This window comes from Shouchella sp. JSM 1781072 (genome assembly GCF_041949915.1).
Taxonomy (GTDB): Bacteria; Bacillota; Bacilli; order Bacillales; family Bacillaceae_D; genus Shouchella.
The window spans coordinates 209,491-232,125 of the sequence record NZ_JBHFQE010000004.1 but is presented as its reverse complement, the minus strand read 5'-3'; the positions used below and the strand labels follow the sequence as shown (position 1 = coordinate 232,125).

20 protein-coding genes are annotated in these 22,635 nt (G+C 40.0%); 17 read left to right on the top strand and 3 right to left on the bottom strand.

The genetic code is table 11. The annotated features are described in order from the left end of the window. The first annotated feature begins 4 nt into the window (after positions 1 to 4). From purD to ACE1TH_RS19180, 13 genes are all read left to right on the top strand, one after another. On the top strand, positions 5 to 1,264 hold the full coding sequence (purD, locus tag ACE1TH_RS19240) for a phosphoribosylamine--glycine ligase (protein WP_375079775.1): 1,260 nt from the start codon (positions 5 to 7) through the stop codon (positions 1,262 to 1,264). 93 nt (positions 1,265 to 1,357) lie between these two features. After that, positions 1,358 to 1,783 carry a hypothetical protein gene (locus ACE1TH_RS19235; RefSeq protein WP_375079774.1) on the top strand — a complete coding sequence of 142 codons (426 nt, stop codon included), beginning with the start codon at positions 1,358 to 1,360 and terminating at the stop codon, positions 1,781 to 1,783. A 137-nt stretch (positions 1,784 to 1,920) separates the two neighbouring features. After that, positions 1,921 to 3,378: a spore germination protein gene (locus tag ACE1TH_RS19230; RefSeq protein WP_375079773.1), complete on the top strand. Its 1,458-nt coding sequence runs from the start codon at positions 1,921 to 1,923 to the stop codon at positions 3,376 to 3,378. A gap of 36 nt (positions 3,379 to 3,414) precedes the next feature. Next, positions 3,415 to 4,479 (top strand): GerAB/ArcD/ProY family transporter, encoded by a 1,065-nt coding sequence (locus tag ACE1TH_RS19225; RefSeq protein ID WP_375079772.1) that lies wholly within the window; start codon positions 3,415 to 3,417, stop codon positions 4,477 to 4,479. Continuing rightward, positions 4,457 to 5,548, top strand: coding sequence for a Ger(x)C family spore germination protein (locus ACE1TH_RS19220; protein WP_099305320.1), 1,092 nt, complete (start codon positions 4,457 to 4,459; stop codon positions 5,546 to 5,548). Before ACE1TH_RS19225 ends, ACE1TH_RS19220 begins: the two co-directional genes overlap by 23 nt. An 86-nt stretch (positions 5,549 to 5,634) precedes the next feature. Then, complete coding sequence (locus ACE1TH_RS19215; protein WP_375079771.1) at positions 5,635 to 6,960, top strand: hypothetical protein; 1,326 nt, start codon at positions 5,635 to 5,637, stop codon at positions 6,958 to 6,960. Positions 6,961 to 7,029: 69 nt separating this feature from the next. Further along, positions 7,030 to 8,169, top strand: coding sequence for a M20 family metallopeptidase (locus ACE1TH_RS19210; RefSeq protein ID WP_375079770.1), 1,140 nt, complete (start codon positions 7,030 to 7,032; stop codon positions 8,167 to 8,169). Between the two features lie 210 nt (positions 8,170 to 8,379). Continuing rightward, complete coding sequence (locus tag ACE1TH_RS19205; protein ID WP_375079769.1) at positions 8,380 to 8,886, top strand: GNAT family N-acetyltransferase; 507 nt, start codon at positions 8,380 to 8,382, stop codon at positions 8,884 to 8,886. Beyond that, positions 8,883 to 9,986, top strand: a complete 1,104-nt coding sequence (locus tag ACE1TH_RS19200) for a sensor histidine kinase (protein WP_375079768.1) — start codon at positions 8,883 to 8,885, stop codon at positions 9,984 to 9,986. Before ACE1TH_RS19205 ends, ACE1TH_RS19200 begins: the two co-directional genes overlap by 4 nt. Then, positions 9,958 to 10,593 (top strand): response regulator, encoded by a 636-nt coding sequence (locus tag ACE1TH_RS19195; protein WP_375079767.1) that lies wholly within the window; start codon positions 9,958 to 9,960, stop codon positions 10,591 to 10,593. The genes ACE1TH_RS19200 and ACE1TH_RS19195 overlap by 29 nt, the downstream gene beginning before the upstream one ends. A gap of 98 nt (positions 10,594 to 10,691) precedes the next feature. Further along, positions 10,692 to 11,621, top strand: coding sequence for an ABC transporter ATP-binding protein (locus tag ACE1TH_RS19190; protein WP_375079766.1), 930 nt, complete (start codon positions 10,692 to 10,694; stop codon positions 11,619 to 11,621). Positions 11,622 to 11,633: 12 nt separating this feature from the next. After that, a complete protein-coding gene (locus ACE1TH_RS19185; protein ID WP_375079765.1) occupies positions 11,634 to 12,821 on the top strand; it encodes an ABC transporter permease in 1,188 nt (395 codons plus the stop codon). Further along, positions 12,818 to 13,879 carry an ABC transporter permease gene (locus tag ACE1TH_RS19180; RefSeq protein WP_375079764.1) on the top strand — a complete coding sequence of 354 codons (1,062 nt, stop codon included), beginning with the start codon at positions 12,818 to 12,820 and terminating at the stop codon, positions 13,877 to 13,879. The genes ACE1TH_RS19185 and ACE1TH_RS19180 overlap by 4 nt, the downstream gene beginning before the upstream one ends. 58 nt (positions 13,880 to 13,937) lie before the next feature. Here the strand turns inward: ACE1TH_RS19180 and ACE1TH_RS19175 are convergent, their stop codons facing one another. Next, positions 13,938 to 14,807 carry a hypothetical protein gene (locus ACE1TH_RS19175; RefSeq protein ID WP_375079763.1) on the bottom strand — a complete coding sequence of 290 codons (870 nt, stop codon included), beginning with the start codon at positions 14,805 to 14,807 and terminating at the stop codon, positions 13,938 to 13,940. Between the two features lie 91 nt (positions 14,808 to 14,898). Beyond that, the gene (locus ACE1TH_RS19170; RefSeq protein WP_099305304.1) at positions 14,899 to 15,444 is read right to left on the bottom strand and encodes a GbsR/MarR family transcriptional regulator; all 546 of its coding nucleotides are present in this window, start codon (positions 15,442 to 15,444) and stop codon (positions 14,899 to 14,901) included. Between the two features lie 249 nt (positions 15,445 to 15,693). Between ACE1TH_RS19170 and ACE1TH_RS19165 the strand changes: the two genes are divergently transcribed. From ACE1TH_RS19165 to ACE1TH_RS19150, 4 genes are all read left to right on the top strand, one after another. Then, positions 15,694 to 16,911: a quaternary amine ABC transporter ATP-binding protein gene (locus ACE1TH_RS19165; protein WP_099305303.1), complete on the top strand. Its 1,218-nt coding sequence runs from the start codon at positions 15,694 to 15,696 to the stop codon at positions 16,909 to 16,911. Further along, entirely contained in the window at positions 16,880 to 17,722 is an 843-nt protein-coding gene (locus ACE1TH_RS19160) for an ABC transporter permease (protein WP_099305385.1), read from the top strand. The genes ACE1TH_RS19165 and ACE1TH_RS19160 overlap by 32 nt, the downstream gene beginning before the upstream one ends. A gap of 70 nt (positions 17,723 to 17,792) precedes the next feature. After that, complete coding sequence (locus ACE1TH_RS19155; protein WP_099305301.1) at positions 17,793 to 18,716, top strand: glycine betaine ABC transporter substrate-binding protein; 924 nt, start codon at positions 17,793 to 17,795, stop codon at positions 18,714 to 18,716. Positions 18,717 to 18,860: 144 nt separating this feature from the next. Continuing rightward, positions 18,861 to 21,014 carry a malate synthase G gene (locus tag ACE1TH_RS19150; RefSeq protein ID WP_375079762.1) on the top strand — a complete coding sequence of 718 codons (2,154 nt, stop codon included), beginning with the start codon at positions 18,861 to 18,863 and terminating at the stop codon, positions 21,012 to 21,014. A gap of 236 nt (positions 21,015 to 21,250) precedes the next feature. Here ACE1TH_RS19150 and aceA read toward each other — a convergent pair whose 3' ends face one another. Beyond that, the gene (gene aceA, locus ACE1TH_RS19145) at positions 21,251 to 22,537 is read right to left on the bottom strand and encodes an isocitrate lyase (protein WP_373454117.1); all 1,287 of its coding nucleotides are present in this window, start codon (positions 22,535 to 22,537) and stop codon (positions 21,251 to 21,253) included. Between the last annotated feature and the right edge of the window lie 98 nt (positions 22,538 to 22,635).

The following is a 22,635-nucleotide window of genomic DNA, read 5'->3' as shown; positions in this document are numbered from 1 at the left end:
ATTCATGAATGTATTAATCATTGGAAACGGTGGAAGAGAGCATGCGATTGCCTGGAGTGCCTCAAACAGCAAGCTTGTTGAGACAGTCTATATAGCGCCAGGTAATGATGGCATGGCTGATCTCGGGATTTGCCTTGGGTTGGAAGCTTCCGATCACGATGCACTTGTACAGTTTGCTATACAAAGTGACATTGGTTTAGTCATTGTCGGACCTGAGATTCCTTTATTAGAAGGGTTAGTTGACCGATTTGAATTTGAAGAAATACCTGTATTCGGCCCAAGAAAAGAGGCCGCCATACTTGAAGGCTCTAAGTCGTTTGCAAAAGAATTCATGCACCAGTATAGGATACCCACAGCAGCATCAAAAACATTTACTGAATTTGAAGCTGCAGCGAGCTATGTACGAGCGGAGGGAGCGCCAATTGTCATTAAAGCAGATGGTCTTGCGGCTGGGAAAGGTGTAACGGTTGCATTAACTGAAGAGGAAGCCATCGGTGCACTTCAACATATTTTAGTCGATCATGGGTTTGGCGAAGCTGGTGCCAAAGTCGTCATTGAAGAATACCTTGAAGGGGAAGAACTATCATTAATGGCATTCGTTAATGGAACAACGGTCATTCCGATGGTTCCGGCGCAAGATCATAAGCGCGCATATGATGGAGACAAAGGTCCAAACACAGGTGGCATGGGCGCATATTCACCAGTACCTCAGTTTTCTGACGATGATGTTGAAGAAGCTGTAAGAACGATTCTTCAACCAACAGCAAATGCGATGGTGGAGGAAGGACGTTCTTTTACTGGGGTCCTTTATGCAGGCTTAATGATGACAACTCATGGCCCAAAAGTAATCGAATATAATGCGCGCTTTGGTGATCCTGAGACACAAGTCGTTTTGCCACGCCTTGAGACCGATCTTATTGAAGTCATACTTAATGTGCTAAACGGTGAACCAATAGAATTGAAATGGAAAGAAGAAGCGGTTGTAGGTGTGGTTCATGCCAGCGTCGGTTATCCAGAAGCGTATGCAAAAGGTGTACCGATTCACGGCATTGAAGAAGCTGCACAAAACCAGCTAATCTTCCATGCAGGAACGAAGAAAGCAACAGAGTGGCAAACCAATGGTGGGAGAGTTCTTTTAGTTGCAGGAACAGGAAGTACCATTGAAGTCGCGCAAGAGCAGGCTTATCAAACGAGTAGCCAGATTACAAGTGATGGGTTGTTTTATCGGAAAGATATCGCAAGGAAAGCATTGCAACAACTATAAAAGGGAACCGACGCTATTTGGGGATGAATGGCGTCGGTTTTTTGTAGTAATATATATATATAATTTTCTGAATAAATGTAGGGATGTGAAAAAATGAAAAAAACATATGCTCCTTTAATTGGTCTGCTTTTCGTTCTTTTTGCTTGTACACCTGTTGTGTCAGAAGAAGACGAAGCCTATATGGAATTCTTACATGCGTATCGCGCTAACGACCGAGGGCATCATGATTTGTATTTGTTTTATGATGATACCACGGCGGAGGGTGAAGCGTTCTATCAAGAGGTAATGGATGAATATGAGCGTTCGTTTTTACCGCTCAGAGAAGAAAATGAGCTAGTGGAAGGTCGTACTGAAATGATTAACATTTGTTCGCATCATCAGCCTGAATTTGAGCTTGCTGATGTCGGAATTGTTTCAGAAGCATTACCCCTGTTCATTTTATTTGATGAAACAGGCGTCTTGTTAAGAACAGATGATGTTGATGTATTGATGCACTATTATGAATCAACATTTTGGTAAGTTGAATAAATGATGAAACTAGTGTGCTTGATAGGAGGCGCTAGTTTTTTTATTGGAATAGAACATAAAAAAACCCTCATTGTGGCATTCCTAATTGAAAGTATGCGGGGTCGCACATAGAAAGGAGAAGGTGTTCATTGAGGAAAGAGTCAATCGAAGCAACGATTGCAACCTTGTCGAAGTCAACGGACTTTGTCGTGGAAGATGCCCATTCAGATCATTCAATCAGCTACTATTACCTTGATTCGGTCATGGGCGATAAGCAATCTTTTCATCGAGTTATTGCTTACATAAAAATGAATCCGCATTTATCGATTGAAGAATTACATGATTCTTTACCCATTGAACGCATTGAAACCGCCCAATCAGCAGATGAATTTAGTACCCATATCATGCGAGGGTCGTTATTAATCGGCGCAAGCAAGGTGTCTAGTCCCTTCTTAGTGCTTCCGTTTAGGAAAATTGAAAGCAGAGAAATTACTGTATCTGAAAACGAATATTCCGTATCTGGACCAAAAGAAGGTTTCATTGAAGATTTAGATGTCAACATCAACCTCATACGAAAGCGAATAGCAGTTCCTGAATTAGTTGTAGACGAAATGACGTTAGGGAGTGTGAGCAAAAGTAGACTGGCCATACTTTATCTCGATGGTGTTGTGAACGATCAATTGCTTCAAACGGTCCGTCAACGTCTAAAGGATCTCGATTTCGATGAATTTACTGATATTGCACAAGTAAGTCAGTTAATAACGGATAGCCCAAATTCTCCCTTTGCGCAATTATTAGAAACAGAACGTCCTGATCGAGTCGCAACAAGCGTAACAGAAGGAAAAGTAACGCTTTTATTAGATGGTTCACCACTTGCTTTAATTGGTCCGACAACTTTGATTGAGTTTTTTGCATCACCTGATGATTATTACGATCAATGGCCAGTGGGGATGTTTATTCGAATGATGCGAATATGTGCCGTCGTGTTTTCCGTCGTTGCGACGTCCTTTTACATAGCTATTACGACGTTCCACCATGAACTTATCCCGGATGATTTATTAATTACGATGGTTTCATCAAGGATGGAGGTTCCGTATCCACCTATCATTGAAGTGCTTATTTTAGAATTGACTATTGAACTTTTGCGAGAGGCTGGAGCAAGGCTACCAGAAAGAATTGGTCAAACCATTGGGATTGTTGGTGGTATCGTAATCGGGACGGCCGTTGTAGAAGCTTCTTTAGCGAGTAGTGTACTTTTAATTATTGTTGCATTAACAGCGCTTGCTTCATTTACAACGCCAATTTACCAAATGGGGAATGCTGTTCGTATGCTTCGGTTTCCATTTATTTTCTTTGCGCAGCTATATGGATTTATTGGAATTTCGATTTGTTTATTGCTTTGTTTACGTCACTTATTAACGTTGAAATCCTATGGCTATCCTTATTTAGCTCCTATTTATCCGTTACGTGTTGGCGATTTTAAAGATTCTTTCTTTCATATGCCAATGAATTTTCAAGAAAAAAGACCAAGTATTTTGCGTCCAAAAAAACAAGAACGGTTTAAAAGCAAACCGAAAAAGAGAGCCTCTTACGATATTGAAGAGTAAGGGAGATTTCAATCGATGTAGGAGTCCAATATGAAAATGGCTACAAAGCAAGTCTCACCTTTCTTTACGCTGTTCTTAGTAATTGTTATGCAAATAGGGGTTGGGATTTTTACATTTCAGCGAAACTTGGCAGAGATTATTGGGAATGATGGATGGATTGCAATTTTATTGTCTGCTGTAAGTATTATGGTGGTAATCGGCCTCATCTACTATATTTTAGAAGAAGGATGGACCATCGTAGATCTTCATAAAAGAATGTTTGGACGGTTTATTGGACGCCTATTGGATCTTTATTTTATTGGCTATTTTTGTTTATTTGCTTGCACAATTTTAGTGATTTACGTTGATATGGTCATTATCTGGATTTTTCCAGATTTATATCATGGTGTTCTCATCTTTATTGTTATCGTGTTGGCTTTTCTCTTCACACAATCTGGGTTTCGGAGCCTTATGGGGTTGAGCGTCATCACCATTTTTATGACGATCCCATTATTGTTCTTCTCCCATTATCCAAGTGGGTTATTACAAATGAACAATTTATATCCTATATGGAATCATTCGTTTAGTGAGTTAGCTTCTGCAACAAAGCAAATGACGTTTCAATATTTAGGGGTTGAAATTTTACTTGTTGCGTTTCCTTTTTTTAAACATGCAAAAAAATCGCTTCTGTGGTCGCAAATCGGTTTAGGAATTAGTACTTGCATGTATGTGTTTACGTATATTCTTGTGTATTTGGTTTTTACAGAGAATCATTTAATCAATATTATTTGGCCGACTTTATCGGTTTGGAGAATGGAGTATTTAGGCATTTCCATTTGGTTATTAATATTGCTACCCAATATCTGTCTTTATTTATGGGCAGCAAGCTACATAGGGAAGCGGTCCTTTAAATGGAAACAGAAATATTGGCTTGTCGTTCTCATAGTCGTTGTGTATGGTTTGGCGCTCCTGTTAAGACGGTATTATAGCTTAAGTGAAGCACAACAGATCATTAACCGGCTCGGGTTTTATACACTCTATGTGTATATCCCTTTTCTTGCATTGTTAAAATTAATTTTCAAGAAGAAGGTGATGCGAAATGGTAAAAAAGAGCGTGCGTAATCTGAGCGTATTTTCCCTACTTTTTATATCAGCATGCACACCGCAACTACAATTAAATGAAGATATTCAATACTTACAAGCGTTAGCTCATGATTTAAACGATAAAGGGGAAGTGGAGACAACTGGTATAACGACGATCATCATGCCGGCGGATGAACAAGTACCTGAGAGCGAATTAATTACAACATTAAATCCGAACTTAGCGAGTTTGTACGAGGGATTACAAGCAGAGTCGCCCCGACTAATCGATTCCAGTCGAACGAGGCTTCATATTTTTAGCGAAACCTTTGCAAAAGAAGAGGGTCTATTTGATACATTAGACGCTATCCAGAGGAATCCGTCTATTGAACAAAACTTAAAATTATTAATAAGCAGAGGCAGCGCCAGTGATCTATTTGATGCAAAATACCCGTTTCATTCAACCGCACAGCGTCATTTACTGGACTTAATTGAAAAAAATGAAATTGAACAACTTCCTAAATCAAGTATGCATGAGTTTTTATATCGGTATTATGCAACGGGAACGGACGCTTTTATTCCAGTGGTAGATCGAATCGGCGATCATGCGAAAATAACGGGGCTTGCTTTATTTCAAGGGGATAAATATCGGACAGAAATTAATTTAGAACAGAGCAGTTATTTCAGAAAGTTATTTGAAAAAACGACCCATGGAAATGCTTATGTTGCACTAGGTGATGATAAAGGCATTGTTTACCGCTATATTAAGTCCGAACCTTCATGGGATGTCTCGAAAAATCAAGATGGATCGATTGCCATAGATGTTACCCTTAAAATGGAAGGTACATTGAGGCAGAAAAAAGATGTCGCAGTTGGTGAAATAACTACGGGGGATCTTGAACAACGATCGAAGGAGCATTTTGAAGCGGAGTTCACGAAAATGATTTCATTTTTACAGGAGGAAAAGTTAGATCCAATCGGTATCACTGAAATTGTCAGGCACCATGTGCGTGGAATTGATATTGGCAAGTGGAAGGAAGAGCAATATTCAACTACGCCTGTTAACGTTCATGTTCGTTTCCAAGTAAATAATCGAGGCGCGGTAAAATAAGAGCTGAGGATATGTTCTCTGGCTAATGAATCTGGTAAAATAAATAGAATTGTTATGTCTGATTTATAATTATCGGAGGAATGTCGGTGCAACATGTTTACTACGGTTTTACGTTATTTCTTGTTTTTATTGGGCTAGCGTTTGATGCCAATGCCATATTGTGGATAGGTGGGCTATTAACGCTACCGATGCTCATCTATTCGTTTACAAAATCAAACCGCTTGTTTAAAAGCATGGGAATCGCTTTTTTAACGGGTGGTGCAATCTTACTACCGTTTAGCGATATGGCGATACAGGGACTACCACCACTCTTCTCAAACAACTTAACGCTTGTCGTTTTTGTAGCGGTTGTGCCGTTGATGCAGGCGGCGATTGAGACGTTACACTATGATAAACAAGTGCAAACGTGGTTGTTCAAAGGTGCGCATTCAACAGGGAAACTTCAGACAAAATCGCTCGTTACTACGTACGGTTTTGTACCGTTTATGAACCTATCCGTCTTGCCACTTTTACAAAATACGCTCCATCAACATGTAACGAACGTAAACAAGAAAGATCTTAATGCTCTTATAAGCAAAACAACGTTGCGTGGTTATGCGCTTGCGCTTGTTTGGATGCCAATGGAAATTATGGTTGTAACCGCAATCGGCTTAACAGGGCAAAGCTATGTATCACTTGTTCCTTATTTATTGCTTTTATCGATTCTGATGACAGTTATTGAAATCGGAAAAAATCGACTCTGGCATAGTGATTCGCTATCCGTTCACTACGAAGAAACGGCAGGTCGGTCAAAATGGTCTCTTGTTTTAGCTATTATCGTTTTTCTCCTTCTTGTCATTGGTATTGGAGAATGGTTGAATTTATCCTTTATTTTAACCGTTGTGCTATTAATTCCATTGTTTTCTTTTATCTGGACAATCTTTTTTGGAAAAGGAAATGAATTCATAAAAAATGGCCTGTCCTCACTAGATAAACAGCTACGTACAGGTATTCACCCTTTTATTGTCTTGTTTGTTTCATTAGGTTGGTTTACAGGTATTTTGAATCACACAGAGCTATTAAGCTATGTGCAGGAGCCGCTCTTTCAATTAGGTGACCAGCCAGCCATTCTGCTTGCGATTATTCCAATAAGTTTTTATCTGTTAGCGATGGTAGGGATTCATCCCATTGCCACGATGGTACTTGTGCATGAAGTCATTGGTCCGATCTTACTACCGACGATGCCAATCGCATTAACGGTTATGTACATCGTGAGCGCACTCGCAACCTTTACCATTTCGCCATACGGCATTGTGGTGACAATGACAGCTCGTCATACAGAGCAAAATCCTTACCGCATCATGCTAACCAATTTACCTTTCGCGATTCTATTTGCAGCGTTAGCCATAGGTGTATTGTTGCTGATGCAATAATGTTTGTAAGTGGTGAAAATTTGCCACTTACAAGTGTTCAATTACGTGCAAGGAAAGAAGGAATGTCAAATGACGAAAAAAGAGCAAATGATTCAAATGTTAGAAACCTTCGTGATGATAGATAGTGGCTCCTATGATAAATCAGGAGTAGATCGATTAGGTTCCCTTTTAATTGATACCTATCGTTCCATTGGTTATGAAGAAACCGTTTATAAGCAAGATGTCTATGGCGATCATATTTTATTACGTCAAAAAACGAACACGCAAGAGTCTAGCATTCTACTGTTAGCGCATATGGATACCGTTTTTCCTGTTGGCACAGCTATTTCTCGTCCGTTCACGATTGATGGCGATTATGCATATGGACCAGGAGTAGCAGATATGAAAGGAAGTCATGTGACAACGTTTTTTGCGCTAAGAGAACTCTATGAAACGCATCCAGATTTATTGCGGCATATTGACGTGCTGTTAACGAGTGATGAGGAAATTGGCGCAGTCTCGGCTCGTCCTTACATCGAACAACATGCACAAAGAAAAAAAGCGGTCTTAGTCATGGAACCAGCTCGAAAAGACGGTTCGGTCGTAACGTTTCGACGCGGAGGTGGTCGTTACACAATGAAAGTAGAGGGGATAGCCGCTCATTCCGGGAACGATCCAGAAAAAGGAGCAAGTGCTATTGAAGAATTGGCGCATAAAATTATTGCACTTCACCAGTTGTCTGATCAAGAAGCTGGAATACATGTAAATGTGGGCGTAATAAAAGGTGGGACCTCTGTCAATACCGTGGCCGATTATGCAGAAGCAGATATTGATATTCGAATTTCTACGATAGAGCAAGCTAGTGAACTTGAACATGTAATACATGACATTGCTAAACGAAACCATGTGGCACAAACAAAAACAACAGTAGAAGGTGGTAGTACGAGACCACCAATGGTTCGTACAGAAGAAACGATCCAGCTCTATCACCTGGTAAAAGCTTGTGGAGCGCAATTAGGGATTGAAGTAAAAGAGACCGCATCAGGAGGCGGTTCCGATGCTTCCTATACATCCGCATTAGGTGTACCAACCATTGATGGGATGGGTCCAATAGGAGGAGGGTTTCACAGTGTTGAAGAGTTTTTATTCGTTCCTTCTTTAGAAGAACGATCAAACCTTCTTGTTAACGTCATGAAACACCTGCTTACAAGAGACGCGGTGTTTGGATAAGTGGTACAACTCCCGTTTTACATAGTTGATGTGTTTGTAAGATTAATGATTGAAAAGTAGTTGATTGCAAATTTGATTTGCGGTGACGCCTGCGGAAAAAGGGCGAGTTGAGACAGAGCAGATCGAAGGCTGCGCAGGCTCAACCGTTCCTCTGCGGCAAGCTTCCGCCAATGAATATAAAAGCAAAAGGAAGTAAAAAAAGGAGACGGAATGATTAAACAAATTAGTTGTACCCATGATTGGAACCATTCATTGAGCCATTTATTAGTGGACTGTGTGAATGATGGCGCTTCAATAAATTTTTTAGCCCCTTTGACGCTCAAAAAAGCACATGACTATTGGGATTCTGTTGTGCTTTCAGACACACATAGTTGCTTAATCGCGATAGATGAGGGAAAGGCTGTTGGCACGGTTCAGCTACTTTGTAGTGAAAAGGAAAATGGTCGGCATCGTGCAGAAATCGCTAAATTAATGGTTCATTCAAATTTTAGGGGGAAAGGAATTGCTTCACAACTAATGAACCAAGCAGAGCAACTAGCAGTGTCCAAAGGCATTCACCTGCTAACCTTAGATACAGAAAAGGGTTCGTCTGCAAATGCACTGTATCAGCATTTAGGTTACACATTTGCAGGATCGATCCCACATTTTGCTCAATCTGCTTTATCCCATAAAATCAAAGCAACAAATTTCTACTACAAACAAGTTGGCTCTTTATGAACGTCTGGCTAAGCTTGCTATTTATCGGACTGGCAAACGGCATTGTAGCAAATTCAACTCCAGAATTAATGGAAAACCCTTTTTTTTGGATCATTCTCGGTTTAATGATAGCGGGTATTTGTTCTGAACCTTTATGGCCAAAACCGATCTATCTCTACATCATATTAATCTTCATCGTGACGATGTTCATAAATTTCTATCGTGTTGATCATGGTTGGCTGATCATATGGAGCTTTGTTTTCCTATCTTTTTATACACGAATCGATAATAGGAGCTATTCTTTCGCAGTACTAGTTTTCCTTCTTTTCGCTATCGCAGGTACAACCTCGAATGGGGCCAGTATGTCGGTCGCATTATTCATTTCCTCGATTAGTCTTTATTGTGCGTGGTCTGCAAATCAGCAACGACAGCTTACCAATGAGAGTGAAATAAAAAGTGAAACACTGGTCTATGAAAATCGCTTACTTAAAAGACAGTTAATCGAGGAAGAAGACTTGGTGAAGCAAGCAGAGCGTACCCGAATTGCTCGAGATGTTCATGATTCAGTTGGGCATCAGTTAACCGCTCTCGGTATGCAGTTGCAAATGGCTGAACTACATGGTAAGGAAGAAAATCACTATCTTTTAGGTGCTAGACAAACCGCTCGTCAAGCATTAGATGAAATGAGAAATGCTGTTCAGGCACTCGAAAAAGAAGAAGTTCGTGGTGTTGCCATGATTGTACGATTAATTCGAAAGTTAGAGATGGAAAGCCAAGTTCGTGTATCGTTAACAACTGAAAATGGCGCACTTTCCAAGCAATTATCCAATGAGCAAAGTATTGCACTCTACCGTTTTGTGCAAGAAGGGTTAACAAACGCGATGCGGCATGCGTATGCCAAAAAAGTGGACGTGACGCTTTCGGTATATGCAGAAACATCTTATGTTGCAATTGTTAAAAATGAAGCCACACCAACAGCGTTGAAAGAGGGGTTTGGTCTTTCGCAACTTCGGAATCGATTTGAGGCTTTAGAGGGACAATTTTTGGCTCGATTTAAAGAGAAGGATTTTTATATGAAAGGGGTGTTTCCACTTGAGCCAAAAACAAATCCTGATCGTTGAAGATCAACCGATTGTTAGACAGGGGTTAAAAATGATGATTGAATTCGGTGGAGAGTACGACGTGCAGGAAGCAAGTGACGGTCTAGAAGCGGTGAAAATCGCACTTTCACACCACCTGGATTTAATTTTAATGGATGTGCGCATGCCAAATATGGACGGTATCCATGCAGTGAAAGAAATTCGGAGACTAAAGAAACAAGTGAAAATCGTGATGTTGACAACGTTTGCGGATGAAGATTATGCACTTCAATCGTTAAAGCTAGGAGCAAACGGATACATGTTAAAGCATGCCGACCGAGACAGTTTAATGCTTTCAATTAAAAAAGCACTAGATGGCGAGATGATTTTAGATGGACAAGTCGCGTCGAAAATCATTCCTACATTACTTGAACAAAACCAGGTGGTGCAACGGGCAACTCCAGACTTAACAGAGCGAGAAAGAGACATTGTTCGTATGGTTGGAGAGGGATTAAGCAACGCAGAGATTGCAGAGGCACTTTTTTTAACAGTTGGGACAGTGAAAAACTATATTAGCCAGCTGTTTTTAAAACTACATGTTCGCGATCGAACACAGTTAGCGATTTATTCTATTAAAAACCAGATATGACTTAAGTCATAAAAAAACAAGAAATGAGTGACTTAAGTAAATCCTCACAGCCTACTAAGTCCATTACACTATAAACGATACAAATGGAGGTGAGTGGTTTGATTGAAACTGAACAAATAAGTAAATCATTTAAGTCTATACAAGCGGTAAAAGATGTAGGACTTTATCTAAAAAGTGGTGAGTCTGTTGGGCTACTTGGACCGAACGGAGCTGGAAAATCCACGCTCATTGACATGTTATCGAGCTTAAGCAAGCCTACTAAAGGAAGAATCTTTTTTAATGGTAAACCAATTTTTTCACAACTGAAAGCGTTTCGAGAAAAAATCGGTGTGGTTCCCCAAGATCTTGCCTTATATGAAGAATTGACTGCAAAAGAGAACTTACTGTTTTTCGGAAAAGCGTATAAATTAAAGGGGGGTCTCTTGCATGATCGGGTCAGCGAGCTATTAAAAATGGTTGAGTTAGAAGAGCGTAAAAATGATCAAGTAAAGACGTACTCTGGTGGAATGAAGCGTCGATTGAATTTGGCGATTGCGTTAATTCACAAACCAGACTTTTTAATACTAGATGAGCCAACTGTAGGTATTGATCCGCACTCAAGAAGATATTTGCTCGATTTAATTCGAACCTTGCAACGTGAAGAAGGCAAAACCATTTTGTATACAAGTCACTATATGGAAGAAGTGGAATACCTCTGTGATCGCATTTATATTCTGGACCGAGGCTCAATCATCGCTTCAGGGACAAATGAAGAAATTAAACAAATTTTGAACCAAGAATGGACCTATGAGCTTTTGGTAAATGAAAAGGATGAGCAATTAGAAGATGCGCTTCATTCATTGGAAGCAGTGAAATCTGTGAACCAATTGGAGCGAGGCTACCGGGTCGTTTCACAAGAAGAAGGTTTATTCCATTCGCTTTTGCAAGTAACAGAATCGGCAGGGGTTGAAGTTCAAGGGATAAAAGTAGAAGAGCCGACTTTAGAAGATGTGTTTTTACATTTGACTGGTCGTTCTTTGCGCGATTAACGAGGTGATGACATGAGTATCTTGAGAAAAGAATTAAAACAGCTCCTCAATGATAAAGCTGCTTTGTTATCGACACTTTTACTGCCATTCATTTCTACAATGATTTTAGGATTCGCGTTAGCAAATACTTTCGGGTCACAAGCTGAACTAGACAATGTGTCGATCGCAATTGTTGAATCGAGTGGATTAGATGAAGACATTTCCGTGGCACTCGATGAACTTGCAGTGGATGAAGAGCTGTTGCGGCAAACCGCTGTACCGGACTCGCTTTTCGCCAATATAGATGAAGAAATCGGTGTTGACTATTTTTCAGATAGTGAAGAGTTTATCGAGGAAGATTATACAGCGGTGATTGCTATTCCTGCTGCGTATAGGTATAACGTATGGCTTGAGCAATTTGGCATTGAGAGCGAGCGAGAGGCTGAGCCGTTTGATGTTTTGCTGAATTCAGAGCAACCGCGAGAGGCGATCATTGTTGAAACCATGCTAAACAGTTATTTAGAACAAGTTTATGTACACGCAGTTCTTGACGAGGAGGAAGAACGATCTCAGAATTTCGGTGAGGTCGTTGTTCAGGGCGAATCGCCAATCACGTCATTTGAATATTACACGTATGGAATGGGTGTAGTGTATGTATTTTTTACAGCAGGCTTAATGGCGAACTTTGCGTTCTCTGAAAAGAAGAAAAAGGTATATGGTCGATTGCTTTTAGCCAATATTCAGCCAGTAAGTTATTTATTCGCAAAATTTGTAACGTCTTTTTTCATTGTCCTTTTACAATTAATGGTGTTATTTGCTCTATCCATGCTTATTTTTCAACTTACGGTTAGTCAGTGGGGAAGTTTTTTAGCGGTCATTGTTGTTTTGTGTTTATCTGTTGCGAGTGTGGCTTCACTTCTGGTCGCCGTTACATTTAGAGCGAATTCTGAAAAGGCAGCAAACGTATTTATGCTTTTGATCGTTTCGGTTCTCGCTTTTTTAGGTGGAAGTTTCTTTCCAACGTCGGATTTATCACCAGTACTTGCTGAGATTGGTCGTTTTACACCTAATGGTCATGCTTTACAAGCCCTTATTCAATCTGGTCAAGGTGCGACAATAGGCGATGTAACAGGATCCCTTTTCTATTTATCAGGTTTTGCCGTCATGTTATTTGTGATTGCTTGGATCGTGTTTCCTAGTAAAGGAGGCACAGTAAAATGAACGCTATTTTTTATCAATATTGGAAAGAAATTATTCGCGCACCGTTGACCCTCTTATTAATGATAGGCATGACGGTCTTATTCTCGGTTATTATGAGTAGTTCAAGCTCCTCGCAACTGGACGTTAGCGTTTACTCTACTGAACTATCTAACGAACAGATAAACGAAAAAGTAACAGAACTTCATGACGAGCATCCGCGTTTTTCGTTTGAAGTTTTAGACAAAACAGAGGCCGAGCGACGTTTAACAGCCCAACAAGAAGAAGCGATTGTTCAATTAGAGACTGATACGTATACAATTCATGCTGCGTATGAAGAAGCGCCAATCGTTTATATGATTGAGCCTGCTATTCGCTCTCACTATATGATGGCTCAAGTAGAGGAAAGAGGAGATCGTGCAACGGTCAATCAAGAGTTATTTGCATTTGAATCATCTGTAATGGAAGAGGAGCAGGGGGTGGATTATAATCTACACAGCTTATTTGGATTTACACTATTCTTTTCCTTTTTTACAATGGGCTTTACGATTTTAACCATCATTGAATTAAAAGAAAATGGGGTATGGAATCGACTTCTGTTAACGCCTACGTCAAAAACCCAATTGTATGTTAGTAATTTGCTCGTGGCATTTGTCCTTTCCTTTACCCAAATTGCCATTGTGCTTTCGATCTTTGCGCTCTTCTTTGACGTTGACTTCTATGGTGGTTTCTGGAATTTGTTTCTTGTCATTGTGCCCTATTTATTTGCGACCATGGCGTTTGGCATTTTTATGAGTGGTATCGTTACGTCATCTCAACAGTTATCTGCTGTTATTCCCCTCTTTGCCACAAGTTTTGCCATGCTTGGAGGAACATTCTGGCCATTAGACGTTGTAGAATCAGATATTATGCTCGCACTGTCGTATATGAGTCCATTACGTTACGGTCTTGAAATGATGGCAGGCGCTACTTATGGAGGATGGAATCTTGCTGACTTCTTCCTACCAAGCGCAATATTAATCTTTATGGGTTTGGCATTTACGGGGATTGGGATTCGCTTAATGGAAAGAAAGGCGATTTAAAGAAAAAACCTTCTTCCAACGTTTCTTTTCTCAAGTGATACGTTGGAGGAGGCTCAAATTAAAGATTCTCTTTACGATATACGACATAATGTTGTCCCCAGAGTTTTTCTAAGGAAGAAAGTGAGACAAGTTTCCAAGGGTGAAATAAAGTTTGCCCATTTTTATTAAAAAAGAGTTGATGGCTCACACAATAAGAAGCGTGAATAATAGCCCCCTCCTCATTGTTCCAAATGAGCACATCAGTTGGCTTTATTTCATTATGAAGGTGCTGTTTATAATGATTTATCGCTAAAGCAGTTTGAAATGGCTCTTCGTGGAGCCATTCATTTTTATGCCACTCTATAGCTGTAATGGCATAAAGCGTCGCAGAAAGACAGTTCGGACCACTTGTAGCAGGAAAATGATTGACGGTTTTTTCAATGTGGCGCGGTAAATAAGTGGAGGAAGGCTCTGTTATCCAAGTATCCCAGTCTTGTGCATATTGACGTAAGATGCTCTTTCTTTGATCAAGTGGAAGGGTATACCACATTCTCGATTGGACGGCGACTTTAGATCCGCTTAGATAAGAAGTTTCAACTCTTTGTTCTGGAAAGTAATGAGCAGGTATAATTAGCCCACGATTATAACAGATCTGCAGTTTTATTATCCATTTCCGCTTTATTTCACACATCTGTTCAAGCCAATTTGGTTCAGCAATAATAACGGTGTCGACTTCATTCGACAGCTGCCATGTTTCTAATGCACTAGTGAGACCTATTTGTGTATAGCTTGGATGGCTAAAAAAGCTTTTTCGATCCATTACAATTGTCTTAGTTAAATGGGAAGAAACGCGGGAAAGATTGTCTTTTTTTAGAAAAAAATATTCTCTATGCGGAACGTAAGTACGTGTCCAATGAGCCAAAATGGACGGACAAGGTTCAATCTTCACTCCTGTATACCTCCTCATCATCATGCACACAAAGCGAGGCGAAGACACGGATAGTTTGTATGCTCATGTATTCGCCTCACGTGTGTGACGATTATTTTTTTGGTAGCGTTTTAAAAATTTCCCCTGACTCTAATAAGGCGACAAATTCATCGAGCCAATCATAATAGCCGTTTGCATGATTCAGTTTTTTTAGATCAACCTTAATGGTATCCGACAAATGTGGCGCGTTTTCCTGCATCGCAAGCAACTCTTCCTTCATTTCATCACTTGCTTTACGGTTACGATCAATCGCTGTGCGCCACTGCTTTGTGAATATCGCAATGAAAGAACTATACCAGTCATCTTCGGAACTATAAAGATCCTTTCTTACCCCTTTTTGCCATACTTTTCGTGCCATATGAGCTTCTGTTAACTGACGAATGCTCGTACTCATACTTGTTTTACTCATTCCTAACTGTTCACTCATCTGATCAAGTGTTAAGGGTTGTTCTTCGAATAATAGGGCACCATAAAGACGTCCAGTTGACTCATTCATTCCGTATAAATGAAGATTAGTGGATAATTCATGTATAAATTTCTCCCGAATTTTCTGGAGTTGTTTCGTATCAGAAGATGACTCATAATTTGTTGTCTCCATAATATTCCTCCACATTCTTGATAAATAAAGTGTAACAAAATCCCAAAAAAGTGAACACTAAGAGAAACAGGAGCAATCATTAGCATTAGGGAGTATTTTTGAGGAAAGACATCGTTAAGTTTGTTTAATAAAAACTGTACAAACAATATAAACGGATAGAATGATTTATTCCGTTTGATTGATTTTTCATTTATACGGTATAGTTACATAGTCACAAAGACGCAGGAATTGTATAAAGAGGTGGAAAACTTGTCGAAAATTAAGGTTGAAGGCTTAACTAAAGTGTTTGGCAAAAAACCTAAACGAGCCTTAGATATGTTGAAAGAGGGTAAGAAAAAACCCGAGATCTTAGAAAAAACGGGATTAACGGTTGGTGTTGATCGCGCAAGTTTTGAAGTTCAAGATGGCGAAATCTTTGTAATAATGGGACTATCTGGTAGTGGGAAATCCACACTTGTCCGCTTACTAAACCGTTTAATTAATCCTACTGTAGGTAGCGTATTGGTTGATGGCAAAGACTTAGCGAAGATGGATCAAAAAGATTTACGAGAAGTACGTCGTAAAAAAATGAGTATGGTGTTTCAGAAATTTGGTTTGTTCCCAAACCGTACAATTATGAGCAACGTCGAATATGGACTTGAAATTCAAGGGATTCCACGCGAAAAAAGAAGAGAAACAGCTCAGACTTCATTAGAACTTGTTGGTTTAAAGGGTTATGAATCAAGTTACCCTGATCAACTATCAGGTGGTATGCAGCAGCGGGTTGGACTAGCACGAGCGCTTGCCAATGATCCAGATATTCTATTAATGGATGAGGCGTTCTCGGCACTTGATCCACTTATTCGTAAAGATATGCAAGATGAGTTGCTTGATTTACAAGAGAAAATGAATCGTACGATTATTTTTATTACGCATGATTTGGATGAGGCGCTGAGAATAGGTGATCGAATAATGATCATGAAAGACGGTTCGGTTGTTCAGATTGGAACACCAGAAGAAATTCTGACGCAGCCTGAAAATGAGTATGTAGAACGATTCGTAGAAGATGTTGACCGTTCAAAAGTCTTTACAGCAGAAAATGTTATGATCCGCCCGGAAACGGTTAATTTTGAAAAAGACGGTCCTCGTGTTGCATTACAACGTATGAAAGATGCTGGAATCTCAAGTATTTATGTCACGAAACGAAACCGTGAACTTGTAGGGATTATTCACGCTACAGATGTTTCAGAGCTTATTAGGCAAAATATAAACAGTGTAGAATCCATCATTATTGAAGATGTACCTAGTGTAGAAAAGAATACACCTTTAAATGAGTTAATGGATCGATTAGCCGTTAGTTCAGTACCGCTAGTCGTAAAAGAGGAGAATCGATTACAAGGCATTATTGTTCGTAGCGCAGTCTTAGGTGCGTTATCAGGAAGTGAGGTTGATTTTAATGGATTTTCTACCCCGTCTGGAAGTAGGTGAATGGGTCGAAACCGCAGCAGATTGGCTGAAGGAGAACGTTGAGTGGTTCTTCGACGCAATTGTATTTTTAATTGCTCTCTTAATAGATGGCATTTATTGGGTCATTTCCCTGCCGCCAAGCTGGCTGTTTATTATTCTAGTAGCAGTAGGAACGTACATGTTAAACCGCGGAAAATGGGGTTTAGTTGCTTTTGTTACGATTGGTTTAGTTTTTATAGATAGTTTGAATTTTTGGAACGGTATGCTTGATACATTATCAATCGTTCTTGCAGCAGGAATTATTTCTGTTATTTTCGGTGTGCCACTTGGCATCTGGATGGCAAAAAAAGATGGCGTCGAGGCGTTCTTCAAGCCTGTTCTTGACTTTATGCAGACGATGCCTGCATTCGTTTACTTAATCCCAGCTGTTACATTTTTTGGTGTTGGGATGGTTCCAGGTGTGGTTGCATCTGTTATCTTTGCGATGCCACCAACGGTTCGTATGACAAATCTCGGCATTCGACAAGTATCAACAGAACTGATTGAAGCGTCAGAAGCATTCGGTTCTACTAGTTCGCAAAAATTATTTAAAGTACAGTTACCTTTAGCAAAAGGAACGATGATGGCTGGTATTAACCAGACGGTTATGCTTGCCCTATCAATGGTCGTTATTGCTGCAATGATCGGTGCATCCGGAATTGGCCGTGATGTGTATCGAGCAGTTGGACAAAATGATATTGGAGCAGGTTTTGAATCTGGTATAGCAATCGTTATACTCGCCATTATTTTAGACCGTTTAACACAAAGTTTTAATAAAAAACAAGAAGCTTAATCTTAGGAACTAGGGGGTCATTCCCCCTTTAAATAAACAAAGAAAACATCTTATAGGAGGTCAATTACGTATGAATTGGAAACAAATTGGTACAACGTCAGGTTTAGCCCTTGTGGTAACACTAGCGGCATGTGGAAATGGTGATGACAGTGGAGAGAACACTGGATCTGTAGAAGATGAAGCAGATATGTTGTCTCAAGAAGACATTGCAGAAAATTTAACTGCTATTACAGGGATTGAACCTGGTGCAGGCGTTATGACAACAACAGAAACAGCAATCGAGGAATACAATCTTGACTTAGATTTAGATGTATCTAGTAGTGCAGTCATGACACAGCAACTTGCCGAACATATAAATAACCACGAGCCGGTGGTTGTAACCGGCTGGTCACCACACTGGAAATTTGAAGCATTTGATTTGAAATATCTTGACGATCCGCAAAATGTTTACGGTGATGGTGAGAATATTCACACAATAGCTCGTGATGGTTTAATGGATGATATGCCTGAAGCGTATCAAATCCTTGATAATTTTTTCTGGACAACAGAAGACATGGAAGCTGTTATGTTAGAGATTGAAGAAGGTTCTACTCCAGAAGAAGCAGCGCGTAACTGGGTTGATGAAAATCAAGATACAGTTGATGAATGGACTGCTGGTGTAGACACTGTTGATGGAGACGAAATTATCCTATCTCTAGTGAATTGGGACACTGAAATTGCGTCAACGAACGTTATTGGTGCAGTTTTAGAAGATATGGGTTACAATCCTGAATTGATGGATATGGAAGCACCATACATGTGGCAATCTCTTGCCGATGGTTCTTCTGATGCGAGTGTAGCAGCTTGGTTACCATTAACACATGGTCATTTCCTAGAGGATTATGAAAGTGACCTTGATGATCTTGGACCAAATCTTGAAGGTGCAGTGATTGGTTTAGTTGTGCCTGAATATATGGATATTGATTCAATTGATCAATTACCAACAGCAGAATAAGCGTAAAAAGTGGTTGAAGGCAAGTATGCCTTCAACCACTTTTTTTGTCGAAAACTTTCTCTGTTATAATATATAACAGTTGTTGTTAAAGGTTATCTGTTATAGTACAATTGAATGAACGATTGAAAGAAAGGTGTTGAAAGGATGGCTTATAAACAGATTGGAAACCTTCAAATTGCAACTACACTCCATCAATTTATTGAACAAGAGGTACTAAAAGGGATTGATGTGAAATCGGATTTATTTTGGAACGGATTTGAGCAAATCATTCATGATCTAGCCCCCATTAATCAACAGTTACTGAAGGAGCGAGAATGGTTTCAAGAGCAGATCAATCAGTGGCATCAAACTCATTCATTTCAAAATGACGATTATTATCAATTTTTAACAGAAATCGGTTATTTGCAGCCGGAGCCAGAGCCTTTTACGATTACCACGAGTGGGATTGATGACGAAATTGCTACACAGGCGGGCCCGCAGTTAGTTGTTCCAATCAACAATAGCAGATTCGCCATAAACGCAGCTAATGCGAGGTGGGGAAGCTTATATGATGCACTTTATGGAAGCGATGTCATTAAGGTCGAAGCAACGAAGGTAGAGGGGTATGATGAAGGTAGAGGAAATGAAGTCATTCGGTACGCCAAACAATTTTTAGATGAAACGGTCCCGTTAGAAAAGGATTCTCACCAGAACGTGGTTGAGTATAAAGTTGTTCAGGAGAACCTCATTGCTACACTAGAGGATGGGACTGAAACTGGTTTAGCAAATGAAAAAGCCTTTATTGGTTTCCAAGGAGATGAACGAGCATTATCAGCCGTCTTGTTTGAGCATCACCATATGCGAATCGTCTTGCAAATTGACCGTTCGCATGCAATAGGAGGGACTGATCGTGCTGGTATTAGCGACATTATACTCGAGTCAGCTTTAACAACCATTATGGACTGCGAAGACTCAGTTACAGCAGTTGATGCAGAAGATAAAGTAGACGTCTATCGGAACTGGTTTCATTTAATGACAGGGAAAAGTAGTGCTTCATTTATGAAAAATGGTCAGAAGACGCAGCGCTCCTTAAATGAAGATGATTATTACCGTTCCCCAACAGGGGCTCCACTACTTGTGAAAGGTCGCTCGTTAATGTTAATTCGAAATGTTGGCCATCTAATGAAAACAGACGCTATTAAAGATGCATCCGGTCGTTCTATACCAGAAGGAATAATGGATGGCGTTATTACAACGCTTATTGCGATGCATGATTTAGCAGGGCATTCATCCGTCCAAAATTCATCAAAGCAATCCATATATATCGTAAAACCAAAAATGCACGGTGCGAAAGAAGTTGCTTTTGCCCATACATTGTTTAACAAAATTGAAGATTTACTCGGGTTAGAACGTTACACAATAAAAATCGGTGTGATGGATGAAGAACGTCGAACCTCGTTAAATTTATCAGCTTGTATTTATGAAGTGAAAGAGCGCATCTTTTTTATTAATACAGGTTTCTTAGACCGAACAGGAGATGAAATCCACACGTCAATGGAAGCAGGTCCTGTTGTTCGAAAGCATGAAATGAAAGAAACGAAGTGGATTCAGTCTTACGAAAAAGCAAATGTTCAAACTGGCTTAAATGCGCAATTTCAAGGAAAAGCACAAATTGGCAAAGGCATGTGGGCGATGCCTGATGAAATGGCTGCATTAGTCAAAGAAAAAGGAAGCCAGCTCAAGGCAGGGGCTTCCACGGCCTGGGTTCCATCACCAACAGCAGCGACACTTCATGCGTTGCACTATCATAAAATCAATGTGATTGATACGCAAACACAGTTAAGGGTCAGTAAAGTTGATTATCGGAAAGATTTATTAGAGGTCCCCCTTGCTAGTCGTTCATATGAGCAGGAAGAAATTGAAGAGGAGCTTGATAATAATATTCAAAGTATCTTAGGATACGTGGTTAGATGGATTGATCAAGGAATTGGTTGTTCAAAAGTCCCAGATATTCATCACATGGCGCTAATGGAAGATCGAGCAACACTTCGAATTTCAAGTCAATTATTAGCAAATTGGCTGTATCATGGCGTTTGTACAAAGGAACAACTCGAACAATCATTTAAAAAAATGGCTCGTGTCGTGGATAAACAAAATGAGCACGATTCTCTCTATCAATCGTTAGTAAGTGAAGAATCGATTGCATTTCAAGCAGCAAAAGAGCTCATTTATTCAGGAAAAACTCAGCCATCTGGCTACACAGAACCAATTTTGCATAAACGCCGACAAGAAGCAAAACATATGATGTTAAAAGCGTAAGAGGGAAGAGGGCGATAGCAAGAACATCGTCCTCTTTTTTTCGCAGCAAAAACCTCTAGGTTCAAAAGTACCCTAGAGGTTTGCGAGAAATCTATTCTTCTGTTTTGCTTAAGCAGTAGTCGCATTGAGTAAAGCTTGGTTCTTTCATTGAGATCTTCTTTCCGCAATCTGTACAAACCGTTGTTGTCTCCTGCACGTTGACCACTCCTTTCCTGATTAGTCCAAATTTCAGTGATTTATGAGAATTGTTCAGTTTCAGTAGAGCCACTCATTGCTCTAGTAGAAGAGGTCCCTCCGGAAATAACAGATACTACTTCATCAAAATAACCTGTGCCGACTTCGCGCTGATGTCTTGTTGCAGTATAGCCTTTTTGTTCATTTGAAAATTCTTGTTGCTGAAGTTCCGAGTAAGCACCCATTCCTCGAGTTGAGTAACCGTTTGCAAGTTCAAACATGCTGTTATTTAAAGCATGGAAGCCAGCTAGCGTGACAAACTGGAATTTATAGCCCATTTCTCCCAGACGTTCTTGGAATGTTTCAATTTCATCGTCCGATAATTTTGCTTTCCAGTTAAATGAAGGAGAGCAGTTATAAGCAAGTAGTTTTCCAGGAAACTTCTCATGAATGGCATCAGCAAACGCTTGTGCCTCTTCTAAATTAGGCTCGGATGTTTCACACCAAATTAAATCGGCATAAGGGGCATAAGCCAGCCCTCGAGCAATGGCTTGATCTAAGCCAGCATTTGTACGGAAAAACCCTTCTTCTGTCCGATTATGACTAGCGATAAAGTGGTGATCATATGGATCAATGTCGCTTGTAAGCAAGTCAGCAGCATTCGCATCTGTCCGAGCGATGATAAGTGTTGGAACACCTAGAACATCAGCGGCTAGTCGAGCGGCAATCAAGTTCTGTACAGCAGTACGTGTAGGGATAAGCACCTTTCCACCTAAATGGCCACATTTCTTTTCAGATGCAAGTTGATCTTCAAAGTGAACACCAGCAGCCCCAGCTTCAATCATTGATTTCGTTAGTTCGTATACATTTAAGCGTCCACCAAAACCGGCTTCTCCATCTGCGACAATCGGGGCAAACCAATGTGTAGATGAATCTCCTTCGACAAATTCAATTTGATCGGCGCGTTGCAAAGCTTGATTAATATTTTTTACAATTTTAGGAACACTATTAGCAGGATATAAGCTTTGATCCGGATACATTTGCCCTGATAAATTGGCGTCTGCAGCAACTTGCCAGCCGCTAAGATAGATGGCTTTTAAACCCGCTTTTACTTGTTGAACTGCTTGGTTCCCCGTTAGTGCTCCAAGGGCGCGAACAAATGGATCAGTATGGATAAGGTCCCATAAGCGTTCAGCTCCTTTTTCTGCAAACGTATACTGGATTGGCATTGATCCTCTTAAACTGATCACATCTTCTGCAGAATAACCTCGAGTCACGCCTTCCCACCTTGTTTCTGTTTCCCATTGTTGTTGTAATTGCTCGGCTGCTTTTGCACGATTCATTTTCATCTCTCCTCTAACTGTTATATAACAATTTAATTATTTAATAACTATACTATTACAGAGGGTGAGAGAACGTCAATGCTTTTTTTGAAAAAATCTTACAA

Coding starts and splice junctions, on each gene's coding strand:
- ACE1TH_RS19210 (WP_375079770.1), top strand. CDS start 7,030: ATGACGAAAAAAGAGCAAATGATTCAAATGTTAGAAACCTTCGTGATG.
- ACE1TH_RS19225 (WP_375079772.1), top strand. CDS start 3,415: ATGGCTACAAAGCAAGTCTCACCTTTCTTTACGCTGTTCTTAGTAATT.
- ACE1TH_RS19185 (WP_375079765.1), top strand. CDS start 11,634: ATGAGTATCTTGAGAAAAGAATTAAAACAGCTCCTCAATGATAAAGCT.
- ACE1TH_RS19180 (WP_375079764.1), top strand. CDS start 12,818: ATGAACGCTATTTTTTATCAATATTGGAAAGAAATTATTCGCGCACCG.
- purD (WP_375079775.1), top strand. CDS start 5: ATGAATGTATTAATCATTGGAAACGGTGGAAGAGAGCATGCGATTGCC.
- ACE1TH_RS19160 (WP_099305385.1), top strand. CDS start 16,880: ATGGATTTTCTACCCCGTCTGGAAGTAGGTGAATGGGTCGAAACCGCA.
- ACE1TH_RS19155 (WP_099305301.1), top strand. CDS start 17,793: ATGAATTGGAAACAAATTGGTACAACGTCAGGTTTAGCCCTTGTGGTA.
- ACE1TH_RS19200 (WP_375079768.1), top strand. CDS start 8,883: ATGAACGTCTGGCTAAGCTTGCTATTTATCGGACTGGCAAACGGCATT.
- ACE1TH_RS19205 (WP_375079769.1), top strand. CDS start 8,380: ATGATTAAACAAATTAGTTGTACCCATGATTGGAACCATTCATTGAGC.
- ACE1TH_RS19235 (WP_375079774.1), top strand. CDS start 1,358: ATGAAAAAAACATATGCTCCTTTAATTGGTCTGCTTTTCGTTCTTTTT.
- ACE1TH_RS19150 (WP_375079762.1), top strand. CDS start 18,861: ATGGCTTATAAACAGATTGGAAACCTTCAAATTGCAACTACACTCCAT.
- ACE1TH_RS19220 (WP_099305320.1), top strand. CDS start 4,457: ATGGTAAAAAAGAGCGTGCGTAATCTGAGCGTATTTTCCCTACTTTTT.
- ACE1TH_RS19170 (WP_099305304.1), bottom strand. CDS start 15,444: ATGGAGACAACAAATTATGAGTCATCTTCTGATACGAAACAACTCCAG.
- aceA (WP_373454117.1), bottom strand. CDS start 22,537: ATGAAAATGAATCGTGCAAAAGCAGCCGAGCAATTACAACAACAATGG.